A 14,230-nucleotide genomic window follows, 5' to 3' on the forward strand; every position below is an offset into this window, starting at 1 on the left:
TAAAATATAAGTTATGAAATCAGGCTCGCGCCTTTTTCTCATTTATTTAATCATTTTTTTAGAGCTTTGACAACTAAAACGACTTAATGAAAAACGGTACAAACGGCTTCTGGGACATAGAAGTCGTGGGATAGGAGGGTCAATTTTCCACTGGCTAGATCCCGCTTGAAAACAGTAGCATTTGGTGAATCTTGATGGGCTGCGATGAGGTGGTTTTGATCTGGACTAATAGTGAAATCACGTGGATTGAGCCCTTGACTTGGAACAATTTCAATGAGTTCTAAGCTGCCATCTGCTACAACTTTAAATACAGCGATAGAATTGTGAGCACGGTTAGATGCATAAAGGAATTTTCCATCGGCTGAGAGCTTGATAGCAGAAGCCCATTTTTGACCATCGTAGTCTGATGGAAGTGTGGAAACGGTTTGGAAGTGTTCGAATTCACCCATACCGTCATAAAAGAGGACGTCGATTGTAGCATTTAATTCATTGATGAGATAAGCAGTCTTGTAGCGGGGATGAAAGACAAGGTGACGAGGTCCTGCACCTGGAGCTGTTTGGTACTGATTGATCAGGGTAAGTTTTCCTTCCTCACTGACATCATAGACATGCAAACTGTCTGTTCCTAGGTCACACGTGATCAGGTACTGATCTGGCGTAAGGTCTGCATAGTGGGCATGCGGACTTGCTTGATTGGCGTGGGGACCACTTCCTTGGTGAGTGTCCTCATCAACAAAGGACAAACGCCCATCTGCCTCTATCTTGTATACAAGAACTTGCCCTTTGTGATAGTTGGCTCCATAGACTAGTTGACGGTTATCATCGACAGAGACATAGCAGAGTGGAGCCCCTTCTTCGACAACATGATTGAGCGGCTGAAAATCGGCTGCAAAACTAGCGATTCCCCCTTTTCCATCTTCAGCTCCGACACTATAAAGATTGCCTTTTTTAGAAAAAGCGATATAGGTTGGATTGGGCTCAGCTACCACTAGTTCAAGATGGCTCAATGCGCCTGTTTCAGGGTCGAATTGTGCCTTGTAAATTCCTTTGGATTCTTTTTTGGTATAGGTACCGAAATAAATAGATTGAGACATAGGTCACCTCGTAAGATTTCTTAGGTTTATTATATCAAAGGTCCTATTGGAAGGCAATTGCTAGTTGAAGAAGGGAGTGGTCTTTCTGATTTTACTAGTTTTTTCGTAACTTCACGCTCAAAAAATGCTAAAATAGATACATGTTGAAATGAAAAGGAGTTTTCCGTGGATAATAAAGAAAAACAGTTTAGTATGTCCTGGTTTTTTAGATGGTTTTTAGACAACAAGGCTATTACCGTATTTTTAGTTACCTTGCTCTTGGGTCTGAACCTCTTGGTCTTGAGTAAGATTACCTTTATTTTTATTCCGATTTTTGAGTTTGCAGGAGCTGTCATGCTGCCAGTCATTATTTCTGGTTTGCTCTATTACTTGCTCAATCCTATTGTCGACTTTCTTGAAAGAAAAGGTCTTAAGCGGATTTTTGCGATTTCCTTCGTCTTTTTCTTGATTGCAGTCCTCTTGGTATGGGGGCTGGCCGTCGTGATTCCAGCTGTTCAACGACAAGTGGTGAGTTTCTTTCATAACCTGCCAACTTATTTGGAGAAGGCCAATGCAACCATCGACGATTTTCTAGACAATCGCGTCTCTTCTGATATCAAACCCCAGTTGGATGAGATCACCAAGGAATTGTCTGCAAATATTACTACTTGGGCCAGTTCGATCTCTGGGCGGGCTGTCAATTGGGTCAGCAACTTGATCGGAGTTGCTTCGCAAGTCATCGTTGCCTTAATCATCATGCCTTTTATTGTCTTTTATCTTCTGCGAGATGGAAAAAATTTAAAGGGTCACATTGTTCGCTTCTTACCGACAAAGATTCGTAAATCGGCTGAACAAGTTCTCTCAGATGTCAATACCCAGCTCTCCAATTATGTTCGAGGGCAAATTACGGTAGCCATTGTCGTCGCCATCATGTTTATCCTCTTCTTTAAAATCATTGGCTTGCGCTATGCAGTGACACTGGGGATCTCTGCGGGGATCTTGAATTTGATCCCTTACTTGGGTAGTTTCTTAGCCATGTTACCTGCTTTAGTCTTAGGCTTGGTAGCAGGACCAGAGATGTTTATCAAGGTCTTAATTGTATTTGCAGTGGAGCAAACCATTGAAGGACGTTTCGTATCACCTTTGGTTTTGGGAAGCCAGTTAAATATCCATCCGATTACCATTTTATTTGTGCTCTTGACGTCAGGATCTATGTTTGGAATCTGGGGAGTTTTCCTTGGTATTCCGGTCTATGCGTCTGCTAAGGTCGTTATTGGAGCTATCTTTGAATGGTATAAGGTCGTCAGTGGCTTGTATGAAGAACACAATGAAGTAGAAGAGGAAACACAGAGTGAGTCATAGTCAACAAATGGTAGAGGCTCTTGATCAGCAAGAGCTAGAAGAAGCAGAAGTTCAATTTCAAAAGGCCTTGTTAGAAGATAGTGAAGCGCAACTATTGGATTTGGGTCAATATCTTGAAAGTATTGGTTTTTACCCTCAGGCAAAAGAGGTTTATGAACAGATTGCAGAAACCTATCCAGAAGTATATCTGAGTTTGGCAACCATCCTTGCAGAGGAAGGGCAAACGGAAGAGGCCTTTGCATATTTAGAAGAAATTGGCCCTGAGTCTAACTGGTATGTAGCCAGTCTCTTGGTCAAGGCAGATCTCTATCAGCTAGAAGGTCTCGCAGATGTGGCGCGTGAAAAATTAGTTGAAGCTGCTCATTTGTCTGATGATCCGATCATTCAATTAGGGCTAGCTGAAATTGATCTGGAATTGGAACGCTACCAAGAGGCCATCCAAGAGTATGCTCAGTTAGACAATCGGGAGATTTTGGAAGCAACAGGAATTTCCACCTATCAACGGATTGGTTTTGCCTATGCCAATCTTGGTAAGTTTGAAGCAGCTGTTCCCTTCTTAGAGAAAGCTCTGGAGATTGAGTTTGATGACCAGATTGCTTACGAATTAGCGACCTTATTGTCTGACCAAGAAGAATTCCAAAAAGCCCTGATCTACTACAAACAAATTGATACCTTGTCGCCTGATTTTGAGGGCTATGAGTATGGTTATGCTTTAGCTTTACAGTCTGAAAATGACCGTGAAAAAGCACTTGAGATTGCTAAACAAGGGATCCAGAAGAATCCATTTGATGCCCAATTGAAGCTCCTTGCTTCTCAGCTTTCTTATGAACTCCACCAGCCTGAGCAAGCAGAAGCTTATCTATTAGAGGCTAAAGAAGTGGCAGATGATCTCGAAGAGATTGCTCTTCGCCTGACCACCCTTTATTTGGAACAGGAACGCTTTGACCAAGTCTTGGATTGGCAAAATGAAGAAGTCGAAACAGTTGTCACCCGGTGGAACATTGCCCGTGCTTTGGCTACCTTAGAGAAAACAGAAGAAGCCGTATCAGCCTACCAAGAGCTCTATGAGGACTTGAAGGACAACCCAGAATTCCTCGAAACCTATGTTTATCTGTTGCGTGAAGCTGGTGATGTGACAAGGGCGCGTGAAGTGGCCAACCAGTATTTGGCGATCGTACCAGACGATGTGCAGATGCAAATCATCTATGATAGCCTCTAATAAAACCATATCGTGAAGATTCGGAATAGTTTGTGGTATACTGGTAGAAGATAGAATGAGGAGAGAAAAACATGGAACCAGTGAAACTTTTTCAATACAATACCTTAGGTGCCCTAATGGCGGGTCTGTACGGGGGTTCATTTACGATTGGAGAACTCTTGGAACACGGAGATCTAGGAGTTGGGACGCTTGATTCTATTGATGGAGAGTTGATCGTATTAGATGGTAAGGCATATCAGGCCAAGGGATCAGGAGACCATCCTGAAATAGTCGAAGTTTCTCCGGATGCTAAGGTTCCTTATGCAGCAGTCGTCCCTCACCAAGCAGAAGTGATTTTCCGCCAACGCTTTGAAATGACGGACGAGGAATTGGAAGCCCGTATTGAGTCTTATTATGATGGGGAAAATCTTTTCCGCTCCATTAAGATTCGTGGTGACTTTGCCAAGATGCATGTCCGTATGATTCCAAAATCAACGCCAGAGATGAAGTTTGCAGAGGTTGCAACCCATCAGCCAGAGTATACACGGGAAAATGTCACTGGAACCATCGTCGGTTTTTGGACACCAGAAATTTTCCATGGCGTGAGTGTGGCTGGTTATCATTTGCACTTTATCTCAGATGACCACACCTTTGGTGGCCATGTCATGGATTTTGTCATCACAGAAGGGATTGTAGAGGTGGGGGCCATCGATCAGCTGGATCAACGTTTCCCAGTTCAAGACCGTCAGTACCTCTTTGCTAAATTCAATGTTGATGAGGTCAAAGAAGACATTAATAAAGCAGAATAAAAAGAGGCTGGGACAAAAGTCCTAGCCTCTCAATTTTTTTTGGATTGTCGAGCAAGACGCAGTGGTTGAGTGGGCTCTACTACGCTGATTTCATCAGCTTTTACAKYCCTACTCAACTGTGCGGAGGTGGGACGACGAAATCGAATTCTAACGAATTACCGATTTCTGTCCCACTCTCTTTTATTTTTGAAATCAGTCTGTTAGTTTCATGGCTTTGATTTTTTCTTCTTCGGGAGTGACCCGCAGAGTCTTTTGGCCAGTGTAGGTGACAAAACCTGGTTTTCCACCAGTTGGTTTATTGAGTTTCTTGGCTTCGATCATATCTACTTGGACCAGGTTTGAGAGACGGGCCTTGGAATAGTAGGCCGCCAACTCTGCAGCATCGGTTTTCACTTCATCCGATGGATTTAGATTTCCTGTAATGACGACGTGGCTTCCCGGGATATCCTTGGCATGGAACCAGAGTTCATCTTTTTTAGCAATTTTAAAGGTCAGTTCATCGTTTTGCAGATTATTGCGACCCACTAAAATGATGGTTTTTCCATCACTCGCCAGGTATTTTTCTGGTTTTTTCCGTTTATGAATTTTTTCACGGTTGCGCCGTTTGATAAAGCCGGTCTGGATTAGCTCTTCTCGAATTTCTGCCACCTCAGCCAGGCTCGCTTGAGAAAGGGCTGTTTCAACCGTTTCAAGATAAGAAATGGTTTCCTTGGTTTCTTGAATGAGGATGGTCAAATGTTTGACGGCTTCTTTTAACTTCTGGTAGCGTTTAAAGTAGCGTTGGGCATTTTGATTGGGGGTCAGGGCCTTGTTGAGTTGGATGGTAATGGGCTCGTTGGTATAGTAATTGTCCAGGACAACCTGGTCTTGGTCGTTTGGTACCTGATGGAGGAAGGTTGTCAGTAATTCTCCTTTTTGGCGGAATTCTTCCGCATTGTCGGTCGCCGCTAACTCCGCCTCTTGCTTGGCTAATTTTTTTCGGTTCTTTTCAAGATCGTTTTCGACCTTGCGGATCAATTCACTGGCCTGTTGTTGCACCCGATCGCGCTCAGCCTTGTCTCGGTAATAGTCATCCAGCAGATCTGAAAGTGTCTCAAATGTTTGACTCGACGCATCCGCAAAGGGGATAGCCGAGAAGGATTTGGTCGTTAGGCGTGGCTCAGAAGGTGCCTCGAAAAAGGCACGGAAGGTTTTTAATTTTTCATCCGTCTCAAGTCGCTTGGCTAATTCTTGAGCCGTATCTCGCCCCAAACCTTGGAAACATTTTTGAAGGTTTTTTGGGCTTAACTCTTCCTTGTGAAGAAGGGCAAAAAGGGCTTCATCTCCAATTGTAAAAGGATTGACCGCGTCGGTTTTCGGAGGAGCTACATAGGTTGATCCAGGGAGAATGGTCCGGTAGCTATTTTGTGAGAAACCGACATGTTTAATGGCTTCGATGATTTTATTGCTGGTGCGGTCCAGGAGAATAATATTACTGTGCTTGCCCATGATTTCGATCATGAGGCTGACAGAAATGGCATCTCCAATTTCGTTTTTATTGGAGACACGGATTTCAAGAATCCGGTCGTTCTCCATTTGCTCAATCCCTTCAATGACAGCGCCTTGAAGATATTTGCGCATAACCATAATAAAGGTATTGGGAAAGGCAGGATTTTCAAAGTTGGTCTGGGTCCGTTGGATCCGTCCGAAGACAGAATGGGCAGAGAGCAAGAGTTTTTGGTTTTTTCGATTGCCTCGGATTTGGAGCACCAATTCTTGCTCGAAGGGTTGGTTAATTTTTTGAATGCGGCCACTCAAGAGTTCGGCCTTCAATTCTTGCACCATATGGTGTAAAAAAAATCCATCAAAAGACATGGGATTCCTCATCATTCTAGCGTTTATTCTAGTAAATTATATCAAAATTAGAGAGGAAATCCCAGAAAGAAGCTAGGGGCTGTTAGATAGAAAATGCGAACGTTTCCAAAAAAATACTGAAAAAGTATTGACATTTTTGAAAGAAAACTTTAAAATGTAAGAAATTAGAAAAGTAGTAAATGAAAGTTTCAAGAGAGCCCACGGTTGCTGAGAGTGGGTAGCGGCAGTTTATGAAATTGGACTAATGATGAGATGAATTTGAAACAATAAAAATTCGGTTGGCACACCTTATCGTGCAACTTGTTGCTAGACAAGACAGAGATATGGGGGAGACTATCCTTTTCCCATAAGTGAGGTGGCACCGCGATGACACGTCCTCACATAGCTTTTGCTATGTGTGGGCGTGTTTTTTGTTTTAGATAAGAAGGGAGAAAAGATATGAAGAAACGATGGCGTCGCAGTCTTTAGATGATAGAAAAAAAGAAGAAAATGAAAAAATAGAAGAGGTATTAAAAATGAAAAATAAACGGTTAATGGGAATTATTGGTTTGATTGCAGCAGCAGTCATTGGGACAGCGATCTATTCAGCTACAGCAGGCAAAGACAACAAGACAGCAAGTAACAATGAAAAGGCTAAAGTTGGGGTCTTGCAGTTGGTCAGCCACCCTTCGCTTGACTTGATTTACAAAGGGATTCAAGATGGTTTGGCTGAAGAAGGCTATGACAAGGACAAGGTTGAGATTGACTTCCTCAATGCAGAAGGCGACCAAAATAAGGTTGCAACCATGAGTAAACAATTGGTAGACAAGGATAACCAAGTCTTGATTGGGATTGCAACTCCATCTGCACAAGGTTTGGCTAGTGCAACCAAGGACAAACCAATCGTCATGGGTGCTATCACAGACCCAGTCGGTGCCAACTTGGTCAAAGATTTGAAAAAACCAGGTGGCAATATCACTGGGGTATCTGACCACAATCCTACTGAGCAACAGTTGAAATTGATTAAAGAGTTGACACCAAACGTGAAAACAATCGGTGCCCTTTACTCAACCAGTGAGGATAATTCTAAATCTCAAGTAGAAGAATTTACAAAATTGGCTGAAAAAGCAGGTTTCAAGGTGATTCCGTATTCAGTTCCTTCTACAAACGAAGTTGCTTCAACAGTTTCTGTGATGACTGGTAAAGTGGATGCTATCTGGGTTCCAATCGACAATACCATCGCTTCAGCCTTCTCAACAGTTGTCGAAGCCAACAAAACAGCTAAAAAACCAATCTTCCCAAGTGCGACAGCTATGGTAGAAGCTGGTGGTCTTGGTTCAGTCGTTGTCGACCAACATGATCTTGGAGTAGCAACTGGTAAAATGGCTGCGAAGATCTTGAAAGGTCAAAAACCTGCGGATACACCTGTTGAAATCTTTAGCCAAGGAAAATCTGTCATCAATAAAAAAGTCGCAGATGAATTGGGTATTACTATTCCAGAATCTGTCTTGAAAGATGCTGGACAAGTCATTAAATAAAAAGGAAACGAATCACAAGAATGGCAGGGGAATTTAGCATTGGTAGGTCTTTAAATTGTGATATTTAAAAATGTTTACCAGTGCTCACGACCAGCTTTGTTACTCATGATAGAGGAGAAAGATATGGAAGTTAATATAACAGATCTTCATCCGACCCAACTATATTTATCAGAAAAGAAGTTACAAGCTATTCAGATGCTGGATCAGTCGGCAGACATCATCAATGTAGATCCAATTAGTGTTCTTGCATTTGGAAATCGCTTCTTGATTACAGACGGGCATCACAGGGCTTATCAGGCTTTATTAGCAGGTCGGGATACGATTTCTGCTGAGCTTGATAGAGATGGTGGCGATGAGTTGTATGATCTCTATGCGCAAGCTTGCGAGGAAAGAAAGATAACCTCTGTTTTGGATTTAAAACATCGTATCTTACCTCAAGATGAGTATGAAGCAAAATGGTATAACTGGTGTGATGGTTTTAACCAAGCAGCAACTCTTCTATTGGAAAGGCAAGCAGATGCAACTGACAAGGCAAATAGATAATGCACTGCCTCTTGTTCCTTTTTCTATTGAATTAGTCTCATCTAACTTGTTTTTTAACTAAAAATCTGATAAACTATGTAGTAATTGAATAGAAATCTGCAAGACTAGTATCTCAAGGGAAGTGCGACAGGGAGAAGAGCCGTGACTGAAAGCTCTTTGCATGAAAGCTGAGTGAATTCACTTGCGTAAAGGATTTAGAAATTAAGGTCTGGTTTACGGATAAAAAACGGATGGTACCGCGTGTCAACGCTCCGAATGTGGGTGTTGGCGCGTGGTTTTTTCTATGTCTGTAGAGGGACTATGATGGAGGAAATATGTCAACGATTGAAGAACAATTAAAAGCGCTTCGTGAAGAAACGCTGGCAGCTTTGAAGCAGATTTCTGCTGAAAATGCAAAAGAATTGCAAGAACTACGGGTCTCTGTCCTTGGGAAAAAAGGATCTCTGACTGAGATCCTCAAAGGGATGAAAGATGTCTCTGCTGAGATGCGTCCGGTTATCGGGAAACACGTCAATGAAGCCCGCGATGTGTTGACGGCTGCCTTTGAAGAAACTGCCAAACTCTTGGAAGAAAAGAAAGTCCAAGCTAAACTAGCTAGCGAAAGCATCGATGTGACGCTTCCAGGTCGTCCGGTTGCTAGTGGTTACCGTCATATCTTGACCCAAACCAGCGAAGAAATCGAAGATATCTTTATCGGGATGGGCTACCAAGTAGTGGACGGCTTTGAAGTGGAGCAAGACTACTACAACTTTGAACGCATGAATCTGCCTAAAGATCACCCTGCGCGGGATATGCAGGATACCTTCTATATCACAGAAGAAATCTTGCTTCGGACCCATACTTCACCAGTACAGGCGCGGGCGATGGATGCGCATGACTTTAGCAAGGGACCATTGAAGATGATCTCTCCAGGGCGTGTTTTCCGTCGGGATACTGATGATGCGACCCACAGCCATCAATTCCATCAGATCGAAGGCTTGGTCGTTGGGAAGAACATTTCTATGGCAGACCTTCAAGGAACGCTTCAATTGATCGTGCAAAAGATGTTTGGTGCAGAACGTCAAATCCGTCTGCGTCCTTCTTACTTCCCATTTACCGAGCCATCGGTTGAAGTAGACGTTTCTTGCTTCAAATGTGGTGGAGCTGGATGTAACGTATGTAAGAAAACTGGTTGGATTGAAATCATGGGAGCCGGTATGGTTCACCCACGCGTCCTTGAGATGAGTGGTATTGACCCAACAGTTTATTCAGGATTTGCCTTTGGACTTGGTCAAGAGCGTGTGGCTATGCTTCGTTACGGAATCAATGATATCCGTGGCTTCTATCAAGGGGATATCCGTTTTTCAGAACAATTTAAATCATCATGTTAGTAAAAGTTAAGCCGAATGAATTTCAAATTTTAAGGGAATTAGAGGTGGAAACCTACGGGGATACCTTTGGTCCCTACATCTCGGATGCCGATATGGAAGATTACTACCAGACGGTTTTATCGCTAGAGCAAATCCAAAAGGATTTGGCAGACCCGGAATCAGAGACCTATTTTGTCCTTGATCACAATCAGGAAATTTGTGGTTTTCTCAAGTTTAACTGGGGCAAGGCACAAACAGAGCCAGTAGAGATGGACAATGCTTTTGAAATCCAGCGCATCTATGTCAAAAAAGAACATCATGGCAAGGGCTATGGCAAGGAAATGTTTAGCTTTGCCTTAAAAGAGGCTCAAAAACGTGGCTTTGACTGGGCCTGGCTGGGTGTCTGGGAACGAAATTTTAAGGCCCAAAACTTTTACAAACAATTCGGATTTGAACGGTTTAGCGAGCACCACTTTATCACAGGAGAAACCGTAGATACAGACTGGTTGCTGCGCAAGCATTTGAAGGAGAATCCGCAAACTTAATTGTGGGTCCAAATTGAGAGAAAGGAATTGAAAAGGTCTCACCTGGTGGGATCTTACGATCAGAATTATGTTAGTATCATATAAATGGTTAAAACAATTGGTGGACGTGGATGTGCCATCAGAAGAGTTGGCTGAAAAAATGTCAACCACAGGGATCGAGGTAGAAGGTGTGGAATCACCTGCTGCTGGTCTCTCAAAAATTGTCGTCGGAGAAGTCTTGTCTTGCGAAGATGTGCCAGAAACTCATCTTCATGTCTGCCAAGTCAATTTAGGTGAAGAAGAAGCGCGTCAAATCGTCTGTGGAGCACCAAATGTTCGAGCAGGCATCAAGGTCATGGTAGCTCTTCCAGGTGCTCGTATCGCGGACAACTACAAGATCAAAAAAGGGAAAATCCGTGGTTTGGAATCCCTTGGGATGATCTGTTCTTTGGGTGAGTTGGGTATTTCTGACTCTGTTGTACCAAAAGAATTTGCAGATGGCATCCAAATATTGCCTCAAGATGCTGTTCCAGGGGACGAAGTCTTCTCTTACCTCGACTTGGATGATGAAATCATCGAACTTTCCATCACTCCAAACCGTGCAGACGCTCTTTCTATGCGTGGGGTAGCGCACGAAGTAGCAGCAATTTATGACAAGGCAGTCAACTTCAAAGACTTTACGTTGACTGAAACAGACCAAGCTGCAGCAGATGCTCTTTCTGTCAGCATTGACACAGATAAGGCACCTTACTATGCAGCTCGTATCTTGGACAATGTAACCATCGCACCAAGTCCACAATGGTTGCAAAACCTTCTCATGAACGAAGGCATCCGTCCGATCAACAATGTGGTCGACGTGACCAACTATATCCTGCTTTACTTTGGTCAACCCATGCATGCCTTTGACTTGGATACCTTTGAAGGAAGCGAGATTCGTGTGCGTGAAGCGCGTGCTGGCGAAAAACTGGTAACCTTGGATGGGGAAGAACGTGAGTTGGAAACAAGTGACCTCGTGATTACAGTAGCTGACAAACCAGTAGCCCTTGCAGGTGTCATGGGTGGAGAAGCTACAGAAATCTCTGAAAAATCTACTCGTGTTGTTCTTGAAGCAGCTGTCTTCAATGGCAAATCGATCCGTAAGACTAGCGGTCGCCTTAACCTTCGTTCTGAATCATCTTCTCGCTTTGAAAAAGGGATCAATGTGGCAACCGTCAATGAAGCCCTTGATGCGGCAGCGAGCATGATTGCAGAGCTTGCAGGTGCCACTGTTCGCAAGGGAATCGTTTCAGCAGGCCAGCTCGATACTTCTGATGTGGAAGTTTCTTCTACCCTTGCAGACGTTAACCGTGTCCTTGGGACAGATCTTACTTATGCCGATGTCGAAGATGTCTTCCGTCGTCTTGGATTTGGTCTTTCTGGAAATGCTGAAAGCTTTACTGTCAGCGTCCCTCGTCGCCGTTGGGATATCACCATTGAAGCGGACCTCTTTGAAGAAATCGCTCGGATTTACGGTTATGACAAATTACCAGCAACCCTTCCAAAAGATGACGGGACAGCAGGTGAATTGACAGCAACTCAAAAATTGCGTCGCCAAGTTCGAACCATTGCTGAAGGAGCAGGCTTGACTGAAATCATCACTTATGCGTTGACAACTCCTGAAAAAGCCGTGGAATTCACAACTGCGCCAAGTAACTTAACAGAGCTCATGTGGCCAATGACTGTGGATCGTTCAGTCCTCCGTCAAAATATGATCTCAGGGATCTTAGATACCGTAGCTTACAACGTCGCTCGTAAAAACAAAGATTTGGCCCTCTACGAGATCGGGAAAGTCTTTGAACAGACAGGTAATCCAAAAGAAGAATTGCCAAACGAAATCAACAGCTTTGCCTTTGCTTTGACTGGCTTAGTTGCTGAAAAAGACTTCCAAACTCCAGCTGTTCCAGTTGACTTCTTCTATGCTAAGGGAATCTTGGAAGCCCTCTTTGCTCGCTTGGGTCTTGATGTGACTTATACAGCAACACAAGAAATCAAGAGTCTCCACCCAGGTCGGACAGCCTTGATCTCACTGGGTGACCAAGTGATTGGGGTCTTGGGACAAGTCCATCCTGTAACAGCTAAAGCTTATGATATCCCAGAAACCTATGTGGCAGAATTGAACTTATCTGCTATTGAAGCAGCTCTTCAACCAGCCGCAGCCTTTGTGGAAATCACTAAATTCCCAGCTGTGAGCCGTGATATCGCCCTTCTCCTCAAAGCAGAAGTGACTCACCAAGAGGTGGTTGAAGCCATCCAAGCAGCTGGCGTGAAACGTTTGACAGATATCAAACTCTTTGACGTCTTCTCAGGCGAAAAACTAGGACTTGGTATGAAGTCAATGGCTTATAGCTTGACCTTCCAAAATCCAGAAGATAGCTTGACAGATGAAGAAGTTGCACGCTACATGGAAAAAATCCAAGCTTCTCTCGAAGAAAAAGTAGACGCAGAAGTACGTTAAAATGTGTATAGAAAAAACCGTTGATGACTCATCAACGGTTTTTAAAATTCATTTTACAAGATGGTTTCCATGACCGTTTCTTGAGGTTTCATGCCCTGTCTTTGATAGAAGCGAAGGGCTCCTTCATTGTCATTCCAGACATTAAGAGTCAGGTTGTAGCAGCCGATTTTCTTGGCATAGCTGACAGCGAATTGATAGAGTTGATCGCCGATCTTTTGCCCACGCGCTGCTTGATCGACACACAAGTCTTCGATGAAGAGGGTTCTTATCGGATGAAGTACAGGATTATCAGAGACTTCTTTAATAGTGACAAAGAGATGCCCCAGGACCTGGCCATCCGCATTTTCGTAAACGAAAATCGGTGTATGTTCTTGCGCCATTAACTGTTTTAACTCTTCTTTACTATATTTTCCGCCACTTTTCTTGAAAATATCGGGACGGACTTGGTGGTGGACGGAAAGAATCTGTTCTAAGAGGTCAAGCAAGTGGGGAATATCATTTGGTTGAGCTATACGAATCGTCATGTAGATTCTCCTTAGTAGTATTTTCTTCATTATAAAAATTTTTTCTAAATCTTGTCAATGGAAAAAGGAACGCTAAAAGGTGCGCAAATACGGACCTTTTATTTCTTACCTCAAATGATCTTGTCAATCATATTTTTATTTTTGACAAATATTTTTATTTTTTTGACAAATATACTTGTCAAAAAGAAAAAGAAGTGTTACAATGTTTTTAGTTGAAAGAAGAGGAGGTATTCTTATGGGAGCTATATGGATTCTATTTATCCCTTTTCTGGTTATCATTTATGCAAGCACAGAAAAGAAGATAAAAAAGTTGAACAAACGTATTAAAAGATTAGAAAAACAAGTGAAAGGAAATCAAGAAATGTCTAGACTTTTAGAAGAATTAAAAGGCCAAAAGGTCAAGGTGACAGTAAATGGGTTTGGAACCGAATATGAGATTATGGATATCGATGAAGATTGGGTCAAATTGAGTCGTGAGACCAATAAACAACAAAGAGAAACCAAATTAGTCCGTATCGAAGATATTCAAGATATTCAAGGTATTCAACTATAAGGGGGCGAAAGCCATGATTTTAAAAAATCGACTGAAAGAGCTGAGGGCGCGTGATGGTCTCAACCAATCTGAGCTAGCCAAGCTAGCTGGAGTCTCGCGCCAGTCGATCAGTCTCTTGGAGAGAGGGGAGTACACCCCTTCGGTTATCATTGCCATCACCATCGCCCAGATATTCAAGGAACCGGTGGAAAATGTTTTTAGTCTAGTAGAGGAAGAGGAATAACAATGAAAAAGAAGTATAAAGAAAGGTCAGCCCGTTTTCGTTTTTGGAGAAATGTAGGGATCATTACAGTTTCCGGCTTGATAGGAGGAGTTATCAGTTTTTTGACAGGAATGTTTGGATCCGAAAAGCCCCTAGAAATCCAATCCTTCTTTAGTAAAGAAGTACTTCTTTTGGGCTCAGCAGTTTTATTCTTAGTCGCATTTATAC

General features: G+C 43.0%; 13 protein-coding genes, 1 pseudogene and 1 other annotated feature. Of the genes and pseudogenes, 11 read left to right on the top strand and 3 right to left on the bottom strand.

All coding sequences use genetic code 11. From position 1 onward, the window contains the following. Positions 1-83: 83 nt before the first annotated feature. Positions 84-1,094, bottom strand: coding sequence for a lactonase family protein (locus ADH92_RS04670; protein ID WP_049497456.1), 1,011 nt, complete (start codon positions 1,092-1,094; stop codon positions 84-86). A 165-nt stretch (positions 1,095-1,259) separates the two neighbouring features. Here ADH92_RS04670 and ADH92_RS04675 point away from each other — a divergent pair, with 165 nt between their 5' ends. The 3 genes from ADH92_RS04675 to budA all read left to right on the top strand — a co-directional run bounded on the left by ADH92_RS04675 (position 1,260) and on the right by budA (position 4,442). After that, positions 1,260-2,435, top strand: coding sequence for an AI-2E family transporter (locus ADH92_RS04675; protein ID WP_049497459.1), 1,176 nt, complete (start codon positions 1,260-1,262; stop codon positions 2,433-2,435). Beyond that, positions 2,425-3,654: a tetratricopeptide repeat protein gene (locus tag ADH92_RS04680; RefSeq protein ID WP_049497461.1), complete on the top strand. Its 1,230-nt coding sequence runs from the start codon at positions 2,425-2,427 to the stop codon at positions 3,652-3,654. Before ADH92_RS04675 ends, ADH92_RS04680 begins: the two co-directional genes overlap by 11 nt. Before the next feature lie 71 nt (positions 3,655-3,725). Then, a complete protein-coding gene (gene budA, locus ADH92_RS04685) occupies positions 3,726-4,442 on the top strand; it encodes an acetolactate decarboxylase (protein WP_021153550.1) in 717 nt (238 codons plus the stop codon). Between the two features lie 192 nt (positions 4,443-4,634). Here the strand turns inward: budA and ADH92_RS04690 are convergent, their stop codons facing one another. Beyond that, on the bottom strand, positions 4,635-6,296 hold the full coding sequence (locus tag ADH92_RS04690; RefSeq protein ID WP_049497464.1) for an Rqc2 family fibronectin-binding protein: 1,662 nt from the start codon (positions 6,294-6,296) through the stop codon (positions 4,635-4,637). A gap of 150 nt (positions 6,297-6,446) precedes the next feature. Further along, positions 6,447-6,678, top strand: a binding site (T-box leader). A 133-nt stretch (positions 6,679-6,811) separates the two neighbouring features. On the opposite strand from ADH92_RS04690, the gene trpX reads away from it, so the two are divergent. From trpX to pheT, 5 genes are all read left to right on the top strand, one after another. Continuing rightward, complete coding sequence (gene trpX / locus ADH92_RS04695) at positions 6,812-7,813, top strand: tryptophan ABC transporter substrate-binding protein (RefSeq protein WP_049497489.1); 1,002 nt, start codon at positions 6,812-6,814, stop codon at positions 7,811-7,813. 123 nt (positions 7,814-7,936) lie between these two features. Next, positions 7,937-8,356 (top strand): ParB-like protein, encoded by a 420-nt coding sequence (locus ADH92_RS04700; protein ID WP_049497466.1) that lies wholly within the window; start codon positions 7,937-7,939, stop codon positions 8,354-8,356. A gap of 314 nt (positions 8,357-8,670) precedes the next feature. Beyond that, complete coding sequence (pheS, locus tag ADH92_RS04705) at positions 8,671-9,726, top strand: phenylalanine--tRNA ligase subunit alpha (RefSeq protein WP_049497468.1); 1,056 nt, start codon at positions 8,671-8,673, stop codon at positions 9,724-9,726. After that, entirely contained in the window at positions 9,720-10,250 is a 531-nt protein-coding gene (locus ADH92_RS04710; RefSeq protein ID WP_049497469.1) for a GNAT family N-acetyltransferase, read from the top strand. Before pheS ends, ADH92_RS04710 begins: the two co-directional genes overlap by 7 nt. A 67-nt stretch (positions 10,251-10,317) precedes the next feature. Beyond that, a complete protein-coding gene (pheT, locus tag ADH92_RS04715; RefSeq protein WP_049497471.1) occupies positions 10,318-12,723 on the top strand; it encodes a phenylalanine--tRNA ligase subunit beta in 2,406 nt (801 codons plus the stop codon). 53 nt (positions 12,724-12,776) lie between these two features. Here the strand turns inward: pheT and ADH92_RS04720 are convergent, their stop codons facing one another. After that, complete coding sequence (locus tag ADH92_RS04720) at positions 12,777-13,247, bottom strand: GNAT family N-acetyltransferase (RefSeq protein WP_049497473.1); 471 nt, start codon at positions 13,245-13,247, stop codon at positions 12,777-12,779. A 235-nt stretch (positions 13,248-13,482) separates the two neighbouring features. Here ADH92_RS04720 and ADH92_RS04725 point away from each other — a divergent pair, with 235 nt between their 5' ends. From ADH92_RS04725 to ADH92_RS04735, 3 genes and pseudogenes are all read left to right on the top strand, one after another. Continuing rightward, positions 13,483-13,800, top strand: coding sequence for a hypothetical protein (locus ADH92_RS04725; protein ID WP_049497476.1), 318 nt, complete (start codon positions 13,483-13,485; stop codon positions 13,798-13,800). 13 nt (positions 13,801-13,813) lie between these two features. Beyond that, entirely contained in the window at positions 13,814-14,023 is a 210-nt protein-coding gene (locus ADH92_RS04730) for a helix-turn-helix transcriptional regulator (protein ID WP_023918610.1), read from the top strand. A gap of 2 nt (positions 14,024-14,025) precedes the next feature. Further along, positions 14,026-14,230, top strand: a pseudogene (locus ADH92_RS04735) (DUF3169 family protein); the annotation flags it as partial.

The sequence above is a fragment of the Streptococcus parasanguinis genome (genome assembly GCF_001073155.1).
In the GTDB taxonomy this organism is placed as follows: domain Bacteria; phylum Bacillota; class Bacilli; order Lactobacillales; family Streptococcaceae; genus Streptococcus; species Streptococcus parasanguinis_D.

What these genes read in the sequence shown, in the direction of transcription:
- budA (WP_021153550.1), top strand. Translation starts at nt 3,726, where the DNA reads ATGGAACCAGTGAAACTTTTTCAATACAATACCTTAGGTGCCCTAATG.
- trpX (WP_049497489.1), top strand. Translation starts at nt 6,812, where the DNA reads ATGAAAAATAAACGGTTAATGGGAATTATTGGTTTGATTGCAGCAGCA.
- ADH92_RS04720 (WP_049497473.1), bottom strand. Translation starts at nt 13,247, where the DNA reads ATGACGATTCGTATAGCTCAACCAAATGATATTCCCCACTTGCTTGAC.
- ADH92_RS04725 (WP_049497476.1), top strand. Translation starts at nt 13,483, where the DNA reads ATGGGAGCTATATGGATTCTATTTATCCCTTTTCTGGTTATCATTTAT.
- ADH92_RS04710 (WP_049497469.1), top strand. Translation starts at nt 9,720, where the DNA reads ATGTTAGTAAAAGTTAAGCCGAATGAATTTCAAATTTTAAGGGAATTA.
- ADH92_RS04690 (WP_049497464.1), bottom strand. Translation starts at nt 6,296, where the DNA reads ATGTCTTTTGATGGATTTTTTTTACACCATATGGTGCAAGAATTGAAG.
- pheT (WP_049497471.1), top strand. Translation starts at nt 10,318, where the DNA reads ATGTTAGTATCATATAAATGGTTAAAACAATTGGTGGACGTGGATGTG.
- ADH92_RS04730 (WP_023918610.1), top strand. Translation starts at nt 13,814, where the DNA reads ATGATTTTAAAAAATCGACTGAAAGAGCTGAGGGCGCGTGATGGTCTC.
- pheS (WP_049497468.1), top strand. Translation starts at nt 8,671, where the DNA reads ATGTCAACGATTGAAGAACAATTAAAAGCGCTTCGTGAAGAAACGCTG.
- ADH92_RS04700 (WP_049497466.1), top strand. Translation starts at nt 7,937, where the DNA reads ATGGAAGTTAATATAACAGATCTTCATCCGACCCAACTATATTTATCA.
- ADH92_RS04670 (WP_049497456.1), bottom strand. Translation starts at nt 1,094, where the DNA reads ATGTCTCAATCTATTTATTTCGGTACCTATACCAAAAAAGAATCCAAA.